General features: G+C 56.1%; 16 protein-coding genes. All 16 read left to right on the top strand.

What is annotated here, in order from left to right; translation table 11 throughout:
- Nucleotides 1-32 precede the first annotated feature (32 nt).
- The 16 genes from rpoZ (at nt 33) to yvcK (ending at nt 17,242) form a co-directional block, all read left to right on the top strand.
- Nucleotides 33-320 (top strand): DNA-directed RNA polymerase subunit omega, encoded by a 288-nt coding sequence (rpoZ, locus tag CGL_RS08025; RefSeq protein ID WP_003855993.1) that lies wholly within the window; start codon nt 33-35, stop codon nt 318-320.
- A gap of 261 nt (nt 321-581) precedes the next feature.
- Complete coding sequence (coaBC, locus tag CGL_RS08020; protein WP_011014475.1) at nt 582-1,844, top strand: bifunctional phosphopantothenoylcysteine decarboxylase/phosphopantothenate--cysteine ligase CoaBC; 1,263 nt, start codon at nt 582-584, stop codon at nt 1,842-1,844.
- A 107-nt stretch (nt 1,845-1,951) separates the two neighbouring features.
- Nucleotides 1,952-3,175 (top strand): methionine adenosyltransferase, encoded by a 1,224-nt coding sequence (gene metK, locus CGL_RS08015; RefSeq protein WP_003856000.1) that lies wholly within the window; start codon nt 1,952-1,954, stop codon nt 3,173-3,175.
- Between the two features lie 26 nt (nt 3,176-3,201).
- Nucleotides 3,202-5,268: a primosomal protein N' gene (locus CGL_RS08010; RefSeq protein WP_011014474.1), complete on the top strand. Its 2,067-nt coding sequence runs from the start codon at nt 3,202-3,204 to the stop codon at nt 5,266-5,268.
- 108 nt (nt 5,269-5,376) lie between these two features.
- Nucleotides 5,377-5,886, top strand: coding sequence for a peptide deformylase (gene def / locus CGL_RS08005; protein WP_003856004.1), 510 nt, complete (start codon nt 5,377-5,379; stop codon nt 5,884-5,886).
- A 19-nt stretch (nt 5,887-5,905) separates the two neighbouring features.
- Nucleotides 5,906-6,853 (top strand): methionyl-tRNA formyltransferase, encoded by a 948-nt coding sequence (fmt, locus tag CGL_RS08000; RefSeq protein WP_003862229.1) that lies wholly within the window; start codon nt 5,906-5,908, stop codon nt 6,851-6,853.
- On the top strand, nt 6,850-8,385 hold the full coding sequence (locus CGL_RS07995; RefSeq protein WP_011265767.1) for an RsmB/NOP family class I SAM-dependent RNA methyltransferase: 1,536 nt from the start codon (nt 6,850-6,852) through the stop codon (nt 8,383-8,385). The genes fmt and CGL_RS07995 overlap by 4 nt, the downstream gene beginning before the upstream one ends.
- Nucleotides 8,386-8,430: 45 nt before the next feature.
- Nucleotides 8,431-9,090: a ribulose-phosphate 3-epimerase gene (rpe, locus tag CGL_RS07990; RefSeq protein WP_011014472.1), complete on the top strand. Its 660-nt coding sequence runs from the start codon at nt 8,431-8,433 to the stop codon at nt 9,088-9,090.
- A complete protein-coding gene (ribD, locus tag CGL_RS07985) occupies nt 9,091-10,077 on the top strand; it encodes a bifunctional diaminohydroxyphosphoribosylaminopyrimidine deaminase/5-amino-6-(5-phosphoribosylamino)uracil reductase RibD (protein ID WP_011014471.1) in 987 nt (328 codons plus the stop codon).
- Nucleotides 10,078-10,713: a riboflavin synthase gene (locus tag CGL_RS07980; protein ID WP_011014470.1), complete on the top strand. Its 636-nt coding sequence runs from the start codon at nt 10,078-10,080 to the stop codon at nt 10,711-10,713.
- 10 nt (nt 10,714-10,723) lie between these two features.
- A complete protein-coding gene (locus CGL_RS07975; RefSeq protein WP_003856016.1) occupies nt 10,724-11,992 on the top strand; it encodes a bifunctional 3,4-dihydroxy-2-butanone-4-phosphate synthase/GTP cyclohydrolase II in 1,269 nt (422 codons plus the stop codon).
- Between the two features lie 11 nt (nt 11,993-12,003).
- Nucleotides 12,004-12,483: a 6,7-dimethyl-8-ribityllumazine synthase gene (ribH, locus tag CGL_RS07970; protein ID WP_003856018.1), complete on the top strand. Its 480-nt coding sequence runs from the start codon at nt 12,004-12,006 to the stop codon at nt 12,481-12,483.
- 86 nt (nt 12,484-12,569) lie between these two features.
- The gene (locus CGL_RS07965; protein ID WP_011014469.1) at nt 12,570-13,151 is read left to right on the top strand and encodes a PH domain-containing protein; all 582 of its coding nucleotides are present in this window, start codon (nt 12,570-12,572) and stop codon (nt 13,149-13,151) included.
- 7 nt (nt 13,152-13,158) lie between these two features.
- Complete coding sequence (gene uvrC, locus CGL_RS07960) at nt 13,159-15,249, top strand: excinuclease ABC subunit UvrC (protein ID WP_011014468.1); 2,091 nt, start codon at nt 13,159-13,161, stop codon at nt 15,247-15,249.
- A gap of 21 nt (nt 15,250-15,270) precedes the next feature.
- On the top strand, nt 15,271-16,200 hold the full coding sequence (rapZ, locus tag CGL_RS07955; RefSeq protein WP_003856023.1) for an RNase adapter RapZ: 930 nt from the start codon (nt 15,271-15,273) through the stop codon (nt 16,198-16,200).
- A gap of 16 nt (nt 16,201-16,216) precedes the next feature.
- Nucleotides 16,217-17,242, top strand: a complete 1,026-nt coding sequence (gene yvcK / locus CGL_RS07950) for a gluconeogenesis factor YvcK family protein (protein WP_011014467.1) — start codon at nt 16,217-16,219, stop codon at nt 17,240-17,242.
- The last annotated feature ends 7 nt before the right edge of the window (nt 17,243-17,249 follow it).

Raw genomic sequence — 17,249 nt, 5'->3', positions numbered from 1 at the left:
ACTACTGTCCATATACTTTTGAAAAGGTGTCAGTGACCAACGTGAGCAACGAGACCAACGCCACCAAGGCCGTCTTCGATCCGCCAGTGGGCATTACCGCTCCTCCGATCGATGAACTGCTGGATAAGGTCACTTCCAAGTACGCCCTCGTGATCTTCGCAGCCAAGCGTGCGCGCCAGATCAACAGCTTCTACCATCAGGCAGATGAGGGAGTATTCGAGTTCATCGGACCATTGGTTACTCCGCAGCCAGGCGAAAAGCCACTTTCTATTGCTCTGCGTGAGATCAATGCAGGTCTGTTGGACCACGAGGAAGGTTAAAAGACCTTATAACTTCACACAGTTGTAAAAATCACCTACCGCGAGTTGTCACTTGCGGTGGGTGTTTTGCATTTTTGGCGGCAGGTTTGTCCGTGTGTACATAAGACAACAAGATTTCGGCAAAAAGGTGGCCAAAATCAGGAAATCTTGCTGCCCTATGCACAGCGGAGGTCGAGGGAGAGCGTGGGGTGGCGTCGAAAAGCATCTTGTAGAGTGTGTGGGAACCCAGCCAGCCTCTTACTTTGAAGGATTGTTGTGCCCATGACTCATGTTTCAAGCCCCTCCGCACCCCGCAACGTGGTTGTTGGTGTTGCCGGCGGAATCGCAGCGTACAAGGCGTGTCACATCGTGCGCGCGTTTAAAGAAGCGGGCGATAATGTGCGGGTGGTTCCTACGGAATCCGCGTTGAAGTTTGTGGGGAAGGCGACGTTTGAAGCGTTGTCTGGCAATCCGGTGTCTACAACGGTGTTTGATGCGGTGGATTCGGTGCAGCATGTGAAAGTTGGCCAGGAGGCTGATTTGATCGTGATTGCGCCGGCGACAGCCGATTTGATGGCGCGTGTGGTGGCAGGTCGCGGTGACGATCTGTTGGCGGCGACGCTGCTGGTGGCAACGTGCCCCGTGGTTATTGCGCCGGCCATGCATACGGAGATGTGGTTTAATCCGGCTACCGTAGCCAATGTGGCAACGCTGAGGCAGCGGGGGATTACCGTGATTGAGCCTGCGCATGGTCGACTCACCGGTAAAGATACAGGCCCTGGCCGGCTGCCGGATCCAGAGCAGATTGTTGATTTAGCCAATGCGGTGCACGCCGGGGCGAGGTTGCCTCAGGATTTGGCGGGCAAGAAAGTGCTGATCACTGCTGGTGGCACGCATGAGCATATTGATCCTGTGCGCTTTATTGGCAATAGTTCCTCGGGCCGTCAAGGTTTTGCGTTGGGTGAAATCGCAGCACAGCGAGGTGCTCATGTCAGCATCGTGGCGGGAAATGCTGCGGAGCTGCCCACTCCGGCAGGCGCAGAGATCGTGCCGGTGGTGTCCACACAAGACATGTTTGATGCAGTCCAGGAACGAGCTGGCCAATCTGATTTCATCGTCATGGCGGCAGCGGTAGCTGATTTCACGCCCGCATCGCAGGCGACATCGAAGTTGAAGAAGGGCTCAGATTCTGATGAAGACGCATTGAGCACCATCTCGTTGGTGGAAAACCCGGATATTTTGGCTACCACGGTGAAGCGTCGTGAAGCAGGAGAGCTGGACAGTAATCCTGTCATCGTGGGTTTTGCTGCGGAAACTGGAGACGAGCACACCACCGCCTTGGAGTATGCGCGCAAGAAACTGCAGAAGAAGGGCTGCGACCTCCTCATGTGTAATGAGGTGGGCATGGGCAAAGTGTTTGGGCAAAAGCACAATGAGGGCTGGATTTTGGATGCTCACGGTGGGGTAGTCGATGTGGAGCACGGCAGCAAAATCGAGGTTGCTGCGCAAATTTGGGACGCGGCACTGGCGTATCGCGAAGTCTAGAAAAATCCAGCTAGACCACTGACATTGCAGTTTTAGACAGCTTGGTCTATATTGGTTTTTTGTATTTAAGACTATTTATTCTCAACTTCTTCGAAAGAAGGGTATTTGTGGCTCAGCCAACCGCCGTCCGTTTGTTCACCAGTGAATCTGTAACTGAGGGACATCCAGACAAAATATGTGATGCTATTTCCGATACCATTTTGGACGCGCTGCTCGAAAAAGATCCGCAGTCGCGCGTCGCAGTGGAAACTGTGGTCACCACCGGAATCGTCCATGTTGTTGGCGAGGTCCGTACCAGCGCTTACGTAGAGATCCCTCAATTAGTCCGCAACAAGCTCATCGAAATCGGATTCAACTCCTCTGAGGTTGGATTCGACGGACGCACCTGTGGCGTCTCAGTATCCATCGGTGAGCAGTCCCAGGAAATCGCTGACGGCGTGGATAACTCCGACGAAGCCCGCACCAACGGCGACGTTGAAGAAGACGACCGCGCAGGTGCTGGCGACCAGGGCCTGATGTTCGGCTACGCCACCAACGAAACCGAAGAGTACATGCCTCTTCCTATCGCGTTGGCGCACCGACTGTCACGTCGTCTGACCCAGGTTCGTAAAGAGGGCATCGTTCCTCACCTGCGTCCAGACGGAAAAACCCAGGTCACCTTCGCATACGATGCGCAAGACCGCCCTAGCCACCTGGATACCGTTGTCATCTCCACCCAGCACGACCCAGAAGTTGACCGTGCATGGTTGGAAACCCAACTGCGCGAACACGTCATTGATTGGGTAATCAAAGACGCAGGCATTGAGGATCTGGCAACCGGTGAGATCACCGTGTTGATCAACCCTTCAGGTTCCTTCATTCTGGGTGGCCCCATGGGTGATGCGGGTCTGACCGGCCGCAAGATCATCGTGGATACCTACGGTGGCATGGCTCGCCATGGTGGTGGAGCATTCTCCGGTAAGGATCCAAGCAAGGTGGACCGCTCTGCTGCATACGCCATGCGTTGGGTAGCAAAGAACATCGTGGCAGCAGGCCTTGCTGATCGCGCTGAAGTTCAGGTTGCATACGCCATTGGACGCGCAAAGCCAGTCGGACTTTACGTTGAAACCTTTGACACCAACAAGGAAGGCCTGAGCGACGAGCAGATTCAGGCTGCCGTGTTGGAGGTCTTTGACCTGCGTCCAGCAGCAATTATCCGTGAGCTTGATCTGCTTCGTCCGATCTACGCTGACACTGCTGCCTACGGCCACTTTGGTCGCACTGATTTGGACCTTCCTTGGGAGGCTATCGACCGCGTTGATGAACTTCGCGCAGCCCTCAAGTTGGCCTAAAAATCTGATGTAGTATCTTCGGATTCATGGCAAAAACCCGCGTCCCCGCTCCTGAAAAGTCGGTGGCGCGGGTTTTACCTCTTTTGGGGTTACCTCACCTGGATCGACTGTTTGATTACCGCATCAGCGAAGACCAACACGATGATGTGCAACCTGGCGTGCGGGTGCGCGTGCGTTTTGGTGGACGTTTAGTTGATGCCATCGTGATGTCACGCACCGCGCAAACCTCGCACGAGGGAAAGCTGATGTGGCTGGATCGGGTGATTTCGCCGATCGTGGTGTATCCACCTCAAACAGCAAAGCTAATTGAGCAACTCAGTGATCGCTATGGCGGGGTACGTTCGGATCTCATCCGTTCGGCGCTACCGGCGCGGCATGCTGGGGCAGAAGAGGCAGATACCTCCACGTCGTGGGAGTCATTGGGTGAGGTTAAAGAACCCGATTTATCGTCGTGGTCTGCGTATCAGCATGGTCAATCATTTGTTGACGCCGTCTTGGCGGGAACAACTGCGCGGGCGTCATGGCAGATTGCTCCCGGAGATGATTGGGCGCTGGCTTTGGCTTCTTTGGCGGTCAAGGTTGTCAAAGACGGCGGCGGAGCGCTTCTCGTAGTGCCTGATCAGCGCGATCTCGACCGCTTGGAAGCTGCGCTTCGAGGTTTGGTTGCGGCGAAACAAATCACTGTGCTTAATTCAGGTCTTGGTCCGCAGGCACGATATCGGCGTTTCCTATCGGTACTCAGTGGGCAGGGACGACTGATTATTGGAACCAGAAGTGCCGCTTTTGCACCCGTGAAGGATCTGAAACTGGCCGTCATTTTAAATGATGGCGACGACAACCTCGTTGATCCTAGAGCGCCCTATGCCCACGCCAGGGAAGTGCTGACCACGCGTTCCAGTTTGGAAGCAAGCTCCTTGATTATTGCGGGACATGCGCGGACCGCGGAAACCCAATTGCTGGTGGAATCGGGATGGATGCACAATCTCATCGCACCGAGGGATACCATTCGCACTAGGATGCCGCGTATTCAGGCAGTGGGCGATTCCGATTTCCAGATGGAACGCGATCCAATGGCCCGATCAGCGCGGCTGCCTGGCATTGCGTTTCATGCGGTGCGCAGCGCCTTAGAACGTGATCAACCAGCGCTTATCCAGGTACCAAGGAAAGGCTACGTGCCAACCTTGGCGTGTGGAAACTGCCGCACCCCAGCGCGGTGCCGGCACTGTAATGGGCCTGTGGGACTTCCCCAGGGAAGCTCTGATCTAGCGGGAGTGCCCACTTGCCGATGGTGCGGACGCCCTGATTCGCGGTTTAAGTGCCAAAACTGCGGCTCTCCAAAACTGCGTGCTGTGGTGCTGGGAACGGAACGCACAGCAGAAGAACTGGGCCGCGCGTTCCCGTCTGTGCGGGTAATTACCTCTGGTGGCAACAAGGTGGTGGATTCGGTGGAAAACCGAGCCAGCATTGTGGTGTCCACGCCAGGTGCAGAACCTTTTGTGGCCAACTCGCCGGAGAGACCAGAGAAATCGGAGAAACCAGAGCACAAGGGCGCTTACGGTGCCTTGTTATTGCTGGATACCTGGGCGTTGATGGGTCGGCAAGATCTGCGCGCCATGGAGGACGCGCTGCACAAGTGGGCAGCGGCGGCCACGCTGGTGCATTCTCATCTGCACCAGGGTCAAGTCATCGTGGTTGCAGATCCATCGTTTCCTGCTGTGCAATCGTTGATTCGGTGGGATATGGCAGGTGCTGCAGCGCAAGAGTTGGCTAGCCGACGCGAGGTTATGTTCCCGCCTTCTGTACACATGGCAGCAATCGATGGGGCTACCGCTGCATTGGAAAGTTTCTTGGATTTGGCGGAGCTTCCCGATCATGCTGAAGTCCTCGGCCCTGTTGATCTGCCACCGGGTGTGAGTTTGCCTGGTGAATATGATGAGCAGCGCTTTGGTCCGCCGCAGCGCCTTCTCATCAGAACTCCATTGGGACCGCGGTCTGAGTTGGGTAGAGCGCTGCGCTCAGCCCAGGTGGCGCGTGCGGTGAGGAAGAATGATTTGCCGTTGCGTATTCAGATGGATCCGATTCACATCGGATAAAACTGCTGGTGAAAGGCCTAATGGGGTCGTGTCCCATGTGGGATATAAGATGGGGAGACAAGATCATCCACCCATAGGAATTATTGTTGAAGGAGCCTTCCCACAACCATGGCAGTTCGTGAAGTCAGATTATTTGGAGATCCCGTACTTGTGAGTCGGGCAGATGAGGTCGTGGACTTCGATGAATCACTGTCCACCCTGATCGATGACATGTTTGACACCATGGAAGATGCCGGTGGCGTTGGTCTAGCAGCAAACCAGGTGGGTGTTTTAAGGCGCGTGTTCGTGTTTGATACCTCCCACCAGGAGGGTGGATTGCGCGGACATGTGATCAACCCGGTGTGGGAGCCTCTCACTGAGGACACCCAGACTGGCAAAGAGGGCTGTTTGTCCATCCCTGATGTCTCGGCTGAGACCACCCGCTATGAAACGGTTCGGCTGTCTGGCCAGGACCGCGACGGCAATCCAGTGGGGTTTGTGGCCAATGGATTGTTGGCCAGGTGCATCCAACACGAAACTGATCACCTTGATGGCGTGCTGTTTTTGAAGCGCCTTGATCCAGCTGAACGTAAAGCAGCCATGGGCGTTATTCGCGCGTCTGCATGGTTTAACAAATAATGAGTGGAAAGGGCACTTCATGCGCCTAGTTTTTGCCGGAACTCCGGAACCTGCAGTGGTGGCACTGCAAAAGCTCATTGATTCCGATCATGAGGTCGTCGCTGTGTTGACGCAACCAGATGCACGTCGCGGCCGTGGTCGTACGCTGCATCCTTCAGCTGTCGCGGAGCTTGCACAGCAGCACGGTATTGAGGTGTTAAAGCCCACCTCCCTGAAGGCTGATACGGAAGATGGCCAAGCAATCCGTCAGCGCTTGGCTGAGCTTGCCCCCGATTGCTTGCCGGTGGTGGCATACGGACAGCTGATCACCAAGGATTTGCTGGATGTTGCGCCACACGGTTGGGTGAATCTGCACTTTTCTTTGCTTCCTGCATGGCGTGGGGCGGCGCCGGTTCAGGCGTCGATCCGTGAAGGCGATCAGATCACTGGTGCCACGACCTTCCGCATTGATGAGGGCCTGGATACCGGCGTGATTTTGTCCACCATCGAGGACACAATTCAGCCCACCGATACTGCGGATGATCTTCTTACTCGCCTGGCGTATTCAGGCGGTGACCTGCTGGTTGAGACCATGACTGGCCTGGAGCAGGGCACAATCACCCCGCGCGCCCAGGAAGGCGAGGCCACGTACGCCTCAAAAATCACCACCCAGGACGCGCAGATTGATTGGTCGAAGCCCGCCGAGGTCATCGACCGCCACATCAGGGCACATACCCCAGGACCTGGCGCATGGACCACGCTTGTCGACGCCCGCCTCAAGGTCGGGCCCATCAGCCACTCAGGCGAGGTCGAAGTAGCAGCGGACTTGGCGCCTGGCGCCATCCTGGCGCAAAAGAACTCCGTGGTGGTCGGAACGGGCACCACACCAATTGTTCTGGGCAATATCCAACCCCCGGGAAAGAAAATGATGAATGCAGCAGACTGGGCGCGTGGTGTCCAACTTGATCAGGAAGCGAAATTCCAATGAGCCTAGAAAAATCCGGCGGATTCCGCTCCAGGACTCCAAAAGCGCAGCAGGAACCTGCTAAGCAGAAGCCGCAGGCGCGTAAATCTCCGTCAAAGAAGGCCCCGGCTCGGGGGCAGGGGCAGAGTCAGGGGCAGCGCCAGGGCCAAAGCAGTGGCAAAGGCGGCGGAAACCGCAAGCCCCCTGCGCAGGCCAGGGAAGTGAGGGCTCTGGGCGTCGATAAGCCGAGAGAAATTGCGTTTGAGGTGCTTGATCGTGTGCGTACCGGTGAGGCGTATGCCAACTTGGTGTTGCCACGACTGCTGAGCAAGCACAATCTTTCTGGCCGTGACGCGGCCTTTGCTACGGAAATTACCTACGGCACCTTGCGTAATGTCGGCTTGCTGGATGAGGTCATTAAGGCTGCATCTGGGCGTGAACTGTCTGATATTGATCCAGAGGTTTTGGACGTGCTGCGTTTGGGCGCGTACCAGGTGATGTTTACCCGCGTGGAGGATCACGCTGCGGTCGATACTTCAGTAAAGATGGTCGGTGGGCTGAAGAAATTCCAGGCCACTGGTTTTGCCAATGCAATTTTGCGCAACATCACGCGCAAGGAACCAGAGCAGTGGTTGAAGGAATTGGAGCCCGCGGAAGAGTTGGCTCGCGTTGCGTTCCGTACTGCGCACCCACGCTGGATTGCGCAGAGTTTCTCACAGGTGCTCCCGGCAGATGAGTTGGAAGCAGCGCTTGCTGCGGACTCTGAGCGCCCAGTGGTGCACTTGGTGGCTCGCCCAGGTGAGATCAGTGCAGAGGAATTGGCGCTGATCACCGGTGGTGACGAGGGCAAGTATTCCCCATACGCGGTGTACCTCGAGGGTGGCGACCCGGGTGATATTGAGCCAGTGAAGGATGGTCTTGCAGCAGTGCAAGATGAGGGTTCTCAGCTGATTGCTCGCGCCTTGGTGGAAATCCCCGTGGAGGGCACCGATGCCGGCCGTTGGCTGGATATGTGTGCAGGTCCTGGCGGTAAAGCGGCGCTCATTGGTGCGTTGGCTCGCATGGATCGTGCCACCGTTGATGCCGTGGAGGTCTCTGATCACCGTGCCCGACTGATTGAAAAGTCCGTGCGTGGTTTGCCCGTCAAGGTTCATGTGGGCGATGGCCGCACCATCAACTTGACCGGTGGTTACGATCGTGCGCTAGTCGATGCGCCGTGTTCTGGTTTGGGTGCACTGCGTCGTCGCCCTGAGGCGCGTTGGCGCAAGCAGGAAAGCGACATTGTTGAGCTCAACACCCTGCAGTACGAGCTGCTTGAATCCGCTGTGAACAAGGTGCGTTCCGGTGGCGTGATTGTGTACTCCACATGTTCACCTGATCTGCGTGAAACCCGCGGAATCGTGGACAAGGCACTGGGGGCTCTGGAGATCGAAGAGCTTGAGGCTGCGGAGTTCATGCCAGGCATGACCGATACCGGCGATGAGAAATCAGTGCAGATGTGGCCACACCGCCACGGCACCGATGCGATGTTTGTGGCAGTGCTGCGAAAGAAGTAGACCTGTGAGCTAAGTGGGGTAGACAAGAGGGCTATGATTTAGGGCATGGCACAACGTACTCCACTAATCGCCCCATCCATTCTTGCTGCTGATTTCTCCCGCTTAGGGGAGCAGGTGTTGGCTGTTCCTGATGCTGACTGGATTCACGTCGACATCATGGACGGACACTTCGTTCCAAACTTGAGCTTTGGCGCGGATATCACAGCTGCGGTCAACCGCGTTACGGACAAAGAACTAGACGTCCACCTGATGATCGAAAACCCAGAGAAGTGGGTGGACAACTACATCGACGCTGGCGCGGACTGCATTGTTTTCCACGTTGAAGCCACCGAAGGTCACGTTGAGTTGGCTAAGTACATCCGTTCCAAGGGTGTGCGTGCAGGTTTCTCCCTGCGCCCTGGAACTCCCATCGAGGATTACTTGGATGACCTCGAGCACTTCGATGAAGTCATCGTCATGAGCGTCGAGCCTGGATTCGGTGGCCAAAGCTTCATGCCTGAACAACTGGAAAAGGTTCGTACCCTGCGCAAGGTCATCGATGAGCGCGGTCTGAACACCGTCATCGAGATCGACGGCGGCATTAGCGCCAAGACCATCAAGCAGGCTGCCGACGCTGGCGTGGATGCCTTCGTTGCAGGTTCCGCTGTGTACGGCGCTGAGGATCCCAACAAGGCGATCCAGGAGTTGCGAGCACTCGCGCAGTAAATGGATGTTGCGCACGCGTTAGATCTGGCCCACCACGTGTCAGATCAAGTCCGAGGCACCACCAGCCCTAATCCGCCAGTCGGCGCTGTCATTTTGGACGCCGACGGCGAGGTCGTTGGCGTTGGCGCCACGGCACCTCCTGGTGGCCCGCACGCCGAAGTGGTGGCGCTTGCAGCTGCCGGAGTGCGTGCCAACGGGGGCACGGCGGTGGTCACCCTCGAGCCGTGCAACCATTACGGCCGCACGGGTCCATGTTCCAAGGCGCTTCTCGACGCCGGGATCGCACACGTGTTTTACGCCAATGCGGATCCCTTCCCGTCAGCCGCTGGGGGCGGTGCCTTTTTGGCGGAGGCGGGCGTCGATACGCATTTTTTAGATGAGCGGATCAGGGCACTGGAGCCCTGGCTGGTTGCGACGCGTCTGGGCAGGCCCCATGTCACGTTGAAGTTTGCGTCCACCGTGGACGGTTTTGCTGGTGCCACCGATGGCACCAGCCAGTGGATTACCGGGCCGGATGCGCGGGCGTTTGTGCACGAAGATCGAAGTAAAAGAGATGCGATCATCGTGGGTACCGGTACTGCGTTGACTGATAATCCCTCCTTGACGGCGCGGACCGATACGGGTCTTTATGAAAATCAACCCAGGCGCGTTGTTATTGGCTCCCGCGAGGTTCCAGCAGATTCCAACTTGGCTCGCTTGGGATATGAGCAGTACGCGGGAATACCAGAGGCTTTATCAGCGCTGTGGGATAAAGGGTGCCGAGACATTTTAATCGAAGGTGGCCCAACGTTAGCTGGGGCAGCGCTGCGCTTAGGCATTGTTGATCAGGTGCAGGCCTATGTTGCCCCCGCTTTGTTGGGCGCTGGACGATCAGTGATTAACTGGCCACAAGAAACCACGATGGATCAGATTATGCGTTTTGACACCACGTCCGTGAGACAGTTGGGTTCAGATGTATTGATAGAAATGATGAGAAAGGAACACTAAATGTTCACAGGTATTGTCGAGGAGCTTGGCTCCGTTGCAGGCGTGGAACATCTGGGAGATTCCATCCGGATGCAGATTTCCGCGTCCACCGTTTTAGAGGGTGTGCATTTGGGGGATTCCATTTCTGTCAATGGTGTGTGCTTGACAGTGGCGTCCTTTGGCGAGGGACATTTCACTGCAGACCTCATGCAGGAAACCTTAGATCGCAGCTCCCTGGGCGCATTATCCACCGGTAGCAAAGTCAACCTTGAGCGCGCCATGGCAGCCGATGGCCGTCTGGGTGGACACATCATGCAAGGCCATGTTGATGCCACCACCTCGCTGATCAAGCGCACCAGCTCAGAGAACTGGGATGTTCTGCGTTTTGAGCTGCCAGCTGATTTGGCTCGCTATGTGGTGGAAAAAGGCTCCATCGCACTCAATGGCACATCCTTGACTGTATCGTCTTTGGGTGATGATTGGTTTGAGGTTTCCCTGATTCCCACCACCTTGCGCGACACCACCCACGGCGAACTGGCGGTAGGGGATATCGTAAACATTGAGGTTGATGTGATCGCTAAGTACGTCGAACGCATGATGACGCGCGGCGTGGCTGGAAACACTCCCAATGACTACACCGATTTCACGAGAGACTAGGTTAGACAACGTGAGTGAACATGAGCAGGCACACAGCCAATTAGATTCTGTTGAAGAGGCCATCGCTGACATCGCTGCGGGTAAAGCCGTCGTGGTGGTAGATGATGAAGATCGTGAAAATGAAGGCGACATCATCTTTGCCGCCGAATTAGCCACTCCAGAATTAGTCGCTTTCATGGTGCGTTATTCCTCGGGATACATCTGTGCGCCATTAACCGCAAAGGATGCAGATCGTCTTGATCTGCCTCCGATGACCGCGCACAATCAGGATGCCCGCGGCACCGCTTACACCGTGACCGTTGATGCCAACACCGGCACCACAGGCATTTCTGCAACAGACCGCGCCCACACTTTGCGCTTGCTTGCTGATCCAGAAGCCGACCGCACGGATTTCACCCGTCCCGGACACGTTGTGCCACTGCGTGCTCGTGAAGGTGGCGTCTTGGTGCGCGCTGGACACACCGAAGCAGCTGTCGATTTGGCTCGCGCTGCAGGCCTGCGCCCAGCAGGTGTTATCTGCGAAGTGGTCAGTGAAGAGGACCCCACCGGCATGGCTCGGGTTCCTGAGCTGCGCCGCTTCTGCGATGAGCACGATCTGAAGCTGATCTCTATTGAGCAGCTCATTGAGTGGCGTCGCAAGAATGAAATTTTGGTGGAGCGCCAGGTGGAAACTGTGCTGCCTACCGATTTCGGCACGTTCAAGGCTGTTGGTTACCGTTCCATCATCGATGGCACCGAGCTTGTTGCCATTGTTGCCGGCGACGTGGCATCCGACGGTGGCGAAAACGTCCTGGTTCGAGTCCACTCTGAGTGCTTGACTGGTGATGTTTTTGGATCCCGGCGCTGCGACTGTGGACAGCAGCTGCACGAGTCTTTGCGCCTGATCCAGGAAGCTGGTCGGGGAGTAGTGGTGTACATGCGTGGGCATGAGGGACGAGGCATTGGTCTGCTCGCCAAGCTACGCGCCTACCAACTCCAGGATGAAGGTGCCGACACCGTCGATGCCAACCTCGCACTTGGTCTTCCAGCCGATGCCCGCGAATTTGGCACCAGCGCCCAGATTCTCTACGACTTGGGTGTGCGCTCGCTCAACTTGATCAGCAACAACCCAGCCAAGAAGGTGGGACTTGAAGGCCACGGCATTTCCATTGCCAGCCGAACCCCCATCCCTGTTGCTGTTCATGAAGACAATGTTCGATACCTGAAAACCAAGCGTGACCGCATGGGACATGACCTCCCAGATGTCGCACTGTGGGAACAAGAGCACCCAGAAAACTAAGGAGCACAACAATGGCTAAAGAAGGATTGCCGGCAGTCGAACTCCCCGACGCCAGCGGATTAAAAGTCGCCGTAGTCACCGCACGGTGGAACGCAGAAATCTGCGACCGCCTGCACAAGCACGCAGTAGATGCGGGACGTGCAGCAGGAGCAACGGTGAGCGAATACCGCGTCATCGGCGCCCTGGAACTTCCAGTCGTAGTGCAAGAACTGGCACGCACCCATGACGCAGTAGTTGCCTTGGGCTGTGTCGTTCGTGGCGGCACCCCACACTTTGATTACGTGTGCGACTCTGTCACCGAAGGCCTCACCCGCATTGCTCTTGATACTTCCACCCCAATCGGCAACGGTGTGTTGACTACCAACACCGAAGAGCAAGCCGTGGAACGCTCCGGTGGAGAAGGCTCTGTAGAGGACAAAGGCGCAGAGGCAATGGTCGCTGCACTCGATACTGCCCTCGTGCTTTCTCAAATTCGTGCAACTGAGGGTTAGACTGTTCTTTAAAAGGTTTGACGCCTCGGTTTAATGCCTAGCAGGATGCGCGCCACCGCTAATTAGTTCTAAGGATTTGTGAAATCGTGACAACCAACGCCCCCGACGGAGCAACGAACAACATCAACAACGCACATTCGGGCGCTGTCGGGAAGCCAAAGGTACAGCTCAGCGATGCGGAAATTCAGGAATACACCGCAGCTTTCGCTGGCACCACCACAACCAAGCCATGGGAGCTGGAGGTGACCACAAAGTTTCTGAAAAAGATCGCGTGGGTAGCCGTGGTTGTCATCATGGCCGTTCACATCTTCATGGGTGCCGTGGTGGACGTCGATTTCACCGGTGCAGCGGTCACCTTTGTTGACACTCTGGCATTCCCAGCGTTGGGCATCATCTTCTCCGTTCTTGTGTTCTTGGGACTGACTCGCCCTCGCGTGCGTGCCAACGAAGACGGCGTTGAGGTGCGTAACTTCATCGGAACTCGTTTCTACCCATGGGTTGTCATCTACGGCATGTCTTTCCCCAAGGGCAGCAGCGTGGCACGTTTGGAGCTTCCAGACTTTGAATTCGTTCCCATGTGGGCTTTCCAGTCCCGCGATGGAGAAGATGTGGTGCGCGCGGTTGCGACCTTCCGCGACCTCGAAAACAAGTACATGCCAGAGGACTAATTAAGCTGTGGCTGATCCAACAACTTATCGCCCGGCTCCAGGAACAATTCCAACGGAGCCGGGTGTTTATAAATTCAGGGACGAAAACCGCCGCGTGATCTACGTGGGCAAGGCCAAAAACTTGCGTTCGCGGTTGTCGAACTATTTCCAGGATGTCACCCAACTGCATCCGCGCACCCGCCAAATGGTGTTCGCAGCGTCGTCTGTGGAGTGGACCGTGGTGTCCAGCGAAGTCGAGGCGCTGCAGCTGGAATACACCTGGATTAAACGTTTTGATCCGCGGTTTAACGTAAAATACCGCGACGATAAAACCTATCCCATGCTGGCAGTATCCACAGGGGAGAGGTTCCCGCGCGCGTTCTTCTTCCGAGGTCCGCGCCGCAAAGGTGTGCGCTATTTCGGACCGTATTCCCACGCGTGGGCAGTGCGGGAAACCCTTGATCTTCTCACCCGCGTTTTCCCCATGCGCACCTGTTCAAAGGGTGTGTTTAACCGCCACGAAAGCCTCGGCCGGCCGTGTTTGTTGGGCTATATCGATAAATGTGCGGCCCCGTGCGTGGGCCGCGTGAGCGAAGAGGAACACCGCGAAATCGTTGACGGTTTCACCTCTTTCATGGCTGGTCACACCGACAAAGTCACTCGCAAACTCAACGCCGACATGATGGCTGCGGCCGAGGAACTCGATTTCGAGCGCGCGGCCCGCCTGCGCGATGATCTGGAAGCCATTGACAAGGTCATGGAAAAACAGGCCGTCGTCCTTGGCGATGGCACCGACGCCGACATCATCGCATTCGCCACCGATCAGCTAGAAGCCGCCGTGCAAGTCTTCAACATCCGAGGTGGCCGAATCCGCGGCCAGCGCGGCTGGGTTGTGGAAAAGCCCGGCGACTACGCCGGATTGCTTGTCGACGCTACGACCCAACCTGAGGGTGATGCCCCGGAAACAGATCCCGCACTGCCATTTTTGATGCAAGATTTCCTCGTTCAGTTTTATGGCGACGCCGTCGAGCGTGCTGAAACTGAGGCTAAGGAAGATGCTGCGGTGATCGAGCGACGTGGCGTCGATAAGCATTCTTTTGAAGAGGCAGCCCCAGTGACGCGCGCTTCGGTCGTGCCCCGTGAAATCCTCGTGCAAGTTGCGCCCAATGAAGCTGAGCAAACCCTGAAAGTACTGGAGGAATTGCGCGGTGCTGGCGTTGATGCCCGCGTGCCACAGCGCGGTGACAAGCGTGCGCTCATGGAAACTGTGGAGCGCAACGCCAAAGAGCTGCTGAAACAACACAAGCTTAAGCGTGTCGGTGATCTCACCGCGCGTTCAGCTGCACTGCAGGAATTGCAGGAAGCGCTGGACATGGAGCAGGCTCCGCTGCGCATCGAATGTACCGATATTTCCCATATTCAGGGCACCGATGTGGTGGCATCCCTGGTGGTTTTTGAAGATGGTTTGCCTCGAAAATCGGACTACCGACGCTATCGAGTCAAAGAAGCCGCAGGCGATGGACATTCCAACGACGTGGCATCCATTGCGGAAATCACCAGGCGCCGCTTCCTGCGCCACAACCAAGACAAACTTGCTGTTCCCGAAGCCGAAGAGTTTGACGGCTCGACCTTCAGCGATGAAAAAGTCGAGGAAATGAGCACCGACGCCAGGCGTTTTGCATACCCTCCTCAGATTTTTATCGTCGATGGTGGTGCCCCGCAGGTAGCTGCAGCCCAAGAAGTCTTTGATGAATTAGGCATCGTTGACGTGGTGCTCATTGGCCTAGCCAAGCGCTTGGAAGAAATCTGGCTGCCCGGCGACCCCGATCCCGTCATCTTGCCGAGAAACTCCCAAGCACTGTTTTTGCTCCAGCAAATCCGTGACGAAGCCCACCGCTTTGCCATCACCTACCACCGCCAGCAACGATCCAAGCGCATGCGTGTTTCCGAGCTAGATAGCATCAAGGGCCTTGGCCAGAGCCGTCGCACTGAACTAGTCAAGCACTTTGGATCCGTGGCAAAACTGAAAGAGGCAAGCGTTGAGGACATTTCCCAAGTGAAAGGCTTCGGCCCGAAACTTGCGGAGGCTGTCTATGAAGGTCTTCACGCGTCAAAATAAGTAGATCGCTAGGATGTAACCATGATTCAATCCACTGGGGTCACGCACACTGATAAGTCTGCACAAGAAAATCCTGTGAAGTACAGGGACAATTTCACACCTGTCATCATCACCGGTATGTCAGGCGCAGGTCTGAGCACAGCAGCCCGAGTCCTCGAAGACTTGGGTTGGTATGTGGCGCACAATATTCCACCACAGATCATCCTGGAATTAATTGATATGTGCGCTCGGGAAGATTCTCCCGTCGACAAAGTTGCAGTCGTGTGCGATGTGCGCTCCCGTGAATTCCGCGGAAGCCTCACCCAGGTTGTTTCAGAGCTGCGTGATAAGCAGCTCGATCCCACGGTGTTATTTCTGGAAGCACGCGATGAGGTGCTGATCAAGCGATTCGATAATGTGCGCCGCACCCATCCTTTGCAGGGCAGCCAAACCCTTCAGGTGGGTATTGAACGTGAACGAACCGTGCTGTCTCCTGTGAAGGAAGACGCTTCAGTGGTCATCGATACCTCGGATCTGTCCGTGCATGATTTGCGCCGCGCCATCGAATCCTCGTTTAGGACAATCGCCACGCGCACCCAGCACGTCACCATTGAATCATTCGGTTTCAAACACGGCTCACCACGCGACGCCGACTTTGTTGTGGACGTGCGTTTCTTGCCGAACCCATTCTGGGTTCCAGAGCTGCGCCCATTTAGGGGAGTGGACAAGCCAGTATCTGACTATGTGCTCTCCCAAAAAGGCGCAGAAGAATTTTTGAACAACTTTGTGGACATGCTCAAAGACATGCTTCCGGGATACCGCCACGAAGGAAAAAACTTCATCACAATCGGTGTCGGCTGCACCGGTGGACACCACAGATCAGTTGCGGTGTCTGAAGAACTAGCCAAAAGAATCGCAGATCAGACCACGCTCGACGTGTCTGTAGTACACCGCGATATTAACCGCCACTAGGAAAGGGGCCAACTAATTGACAACCTTCTTCGATGCCCCAAATGGCACACCAGAAGAAGCTCCACTTGAGCGACCACGTGTAATCACCAGCTTGGGCGGTGGACATGGTCTTTTTCAGACCCTTCGAGCAGCTCAAATCTGCTCACCGACAACCATCAACGCTGTGGTGACAGTTGCTGATGATGGTGGCTCATCAGGCCGTATTCGCCGTGAGCTGGGGCAGATCCCTCCAGGAGATCTGCGCATGGCGTTGGCAGCTTTGATCGCCGATGCCGAAGAAGGCGGATTGTGGGAAAACCTCCTGCAGCACCGCTTCGGTGGACATGGTGCGCTAGCTGGTCACGCCTTGGGAAACCTCGTGATCGTGGCGTTGACCGACATTTTGGGCACCTCCCAGCATGCGCTTGATCAAATCGCTCAACTCGCTGGAGCCAAAGGACGCATCATCCCGGTATGTGCTGAACCTTTGGATCTTGAAGCGGAAGTATCAGGTCTAGACTCTGATGCTCGAGTCATGCGTCAAGTTCGTGGTCAAGTGGCGGTAGCTGCAACCCCCGGGCAGGTGCGACGCGTTCGAATCATTCCGGACAATCCAGAACCGAACCCCGCTGCCATCGAGGCCATTCTCGATGCAGATTTGGTCACCCTTGGCCCAGGTTCCTGGTTCTCCTCTGTGATTCCACACATTTTGGTCCCAGGGATCGTTGATGCCTTGGCGCAGACAAAAGCAACCAAAACCGTGGTGTTAAACCTGACGTCCGAGCCAGGGGAGACCGCGGGATTCTCTGCAGAACGACACATCCATGTGCTCCGCCAGCATGCTCGAAACCTTCAGGTTGACCAAGTCATTGTCGATGCCAAGACACTGTCCTCACAAACCGAACGCAATCATGTAGAACGAGCTGCTCGCACCCTTGGTGCAGAAGTCTCCTTCCATGATGTCCAGGCTGAAGATGGCCGTGGTCGATTCACCAGTATTCACGATCCAGCAAAGCTGTGTGCAGCGTTGCTGGCAAGTTTTGCTGGAGCACGAAAGCGTTAAGGAGTAG

This window comes from Corynebacterium glutamicum ATCC 13032 (assembly GCF_000011325.1).
Lineage (GTDB): Bacteria > Actinomycetota > Actinomycetes > Mycobacteriales > Mycobacteriaceae > Corynebacterium > Corynebacterium glutamicum.
Note: the sequence above shows the minus strand (reverse complement) of the source record. Positions and strands in the feature narration are given on the sequence as shown.

Excerpts from the sequence above, each read along its gene's own strand:
- coaBC (WP_011014475.1), top strand. The coding sequence starts at position 582 with ATGACTCATGTTTCAAGCCCCTCCGCACCCCGCAACGTGGTTGTTGGT.
- CGL_RS08010 (WP_011014474.1), top strand. The coding sequence starts at position 3,202 with ATGGCAAAAACCCGCGTCCCCGCTCCTGAAAAGTCGGTGGCGCGGGTT.
- def (WP_003856004.1), top strand. The coding sequence starts at position 5,377 with ATGGCAGTTCGTGAAGTCAGATTATTTGGAGATCCCGTACTTGTGAGT.
- fmt (WP_003862229.1), top strand. The coding sequence starts at position 5,906 with ATGCGCCTAGTTTTTGCCGGAACTCCGGAACCTGCAGTGGTGGCACTG.
- CGL_RS07995 (WP_011265767.1), top strand. The coding sequence starts at position 6,850 with ATGAGCCTAGAAAAATCCGGCGGATTCCGCTCCAGGACTCCAAAAGCG.
- rpe (WP_011014472.1), top strand. The coding sequence starts at position 8,431 with ATGGCACAACGTACTCCACTAATCGCCCCATCCATTCTTGCTGCTGAT.
- ribD (WP_011014471.1), top strand. The coding sequence starts at position 9,091 with ATGGATGTTGCGCACGCGTTAGATCTGGCCCACCACGTGTCAGATCAA.
- CGL_RS07980 (WP_011014470.1), top strand. The coding sequence starts at position 10,078 with ATGTTCACAGGTATTGTCGAGGAGCTTGGCTCCGTTGCAGGCGTGGAA.
- ribH (WP_003856018.1), top strand. The coding sequence starts at position 12,004 with ATGGCTAAAGAAGGATTGCCGGCAGTCGAACTCCCCGACGCCAGCGGA.
- rapZ (WP_003856023.1), top strand. The coding sequence starts at position 15,271 with ATGATTCAATCCACTGGGGTCACGCACACTGATAAGTCTGCACAAGAA.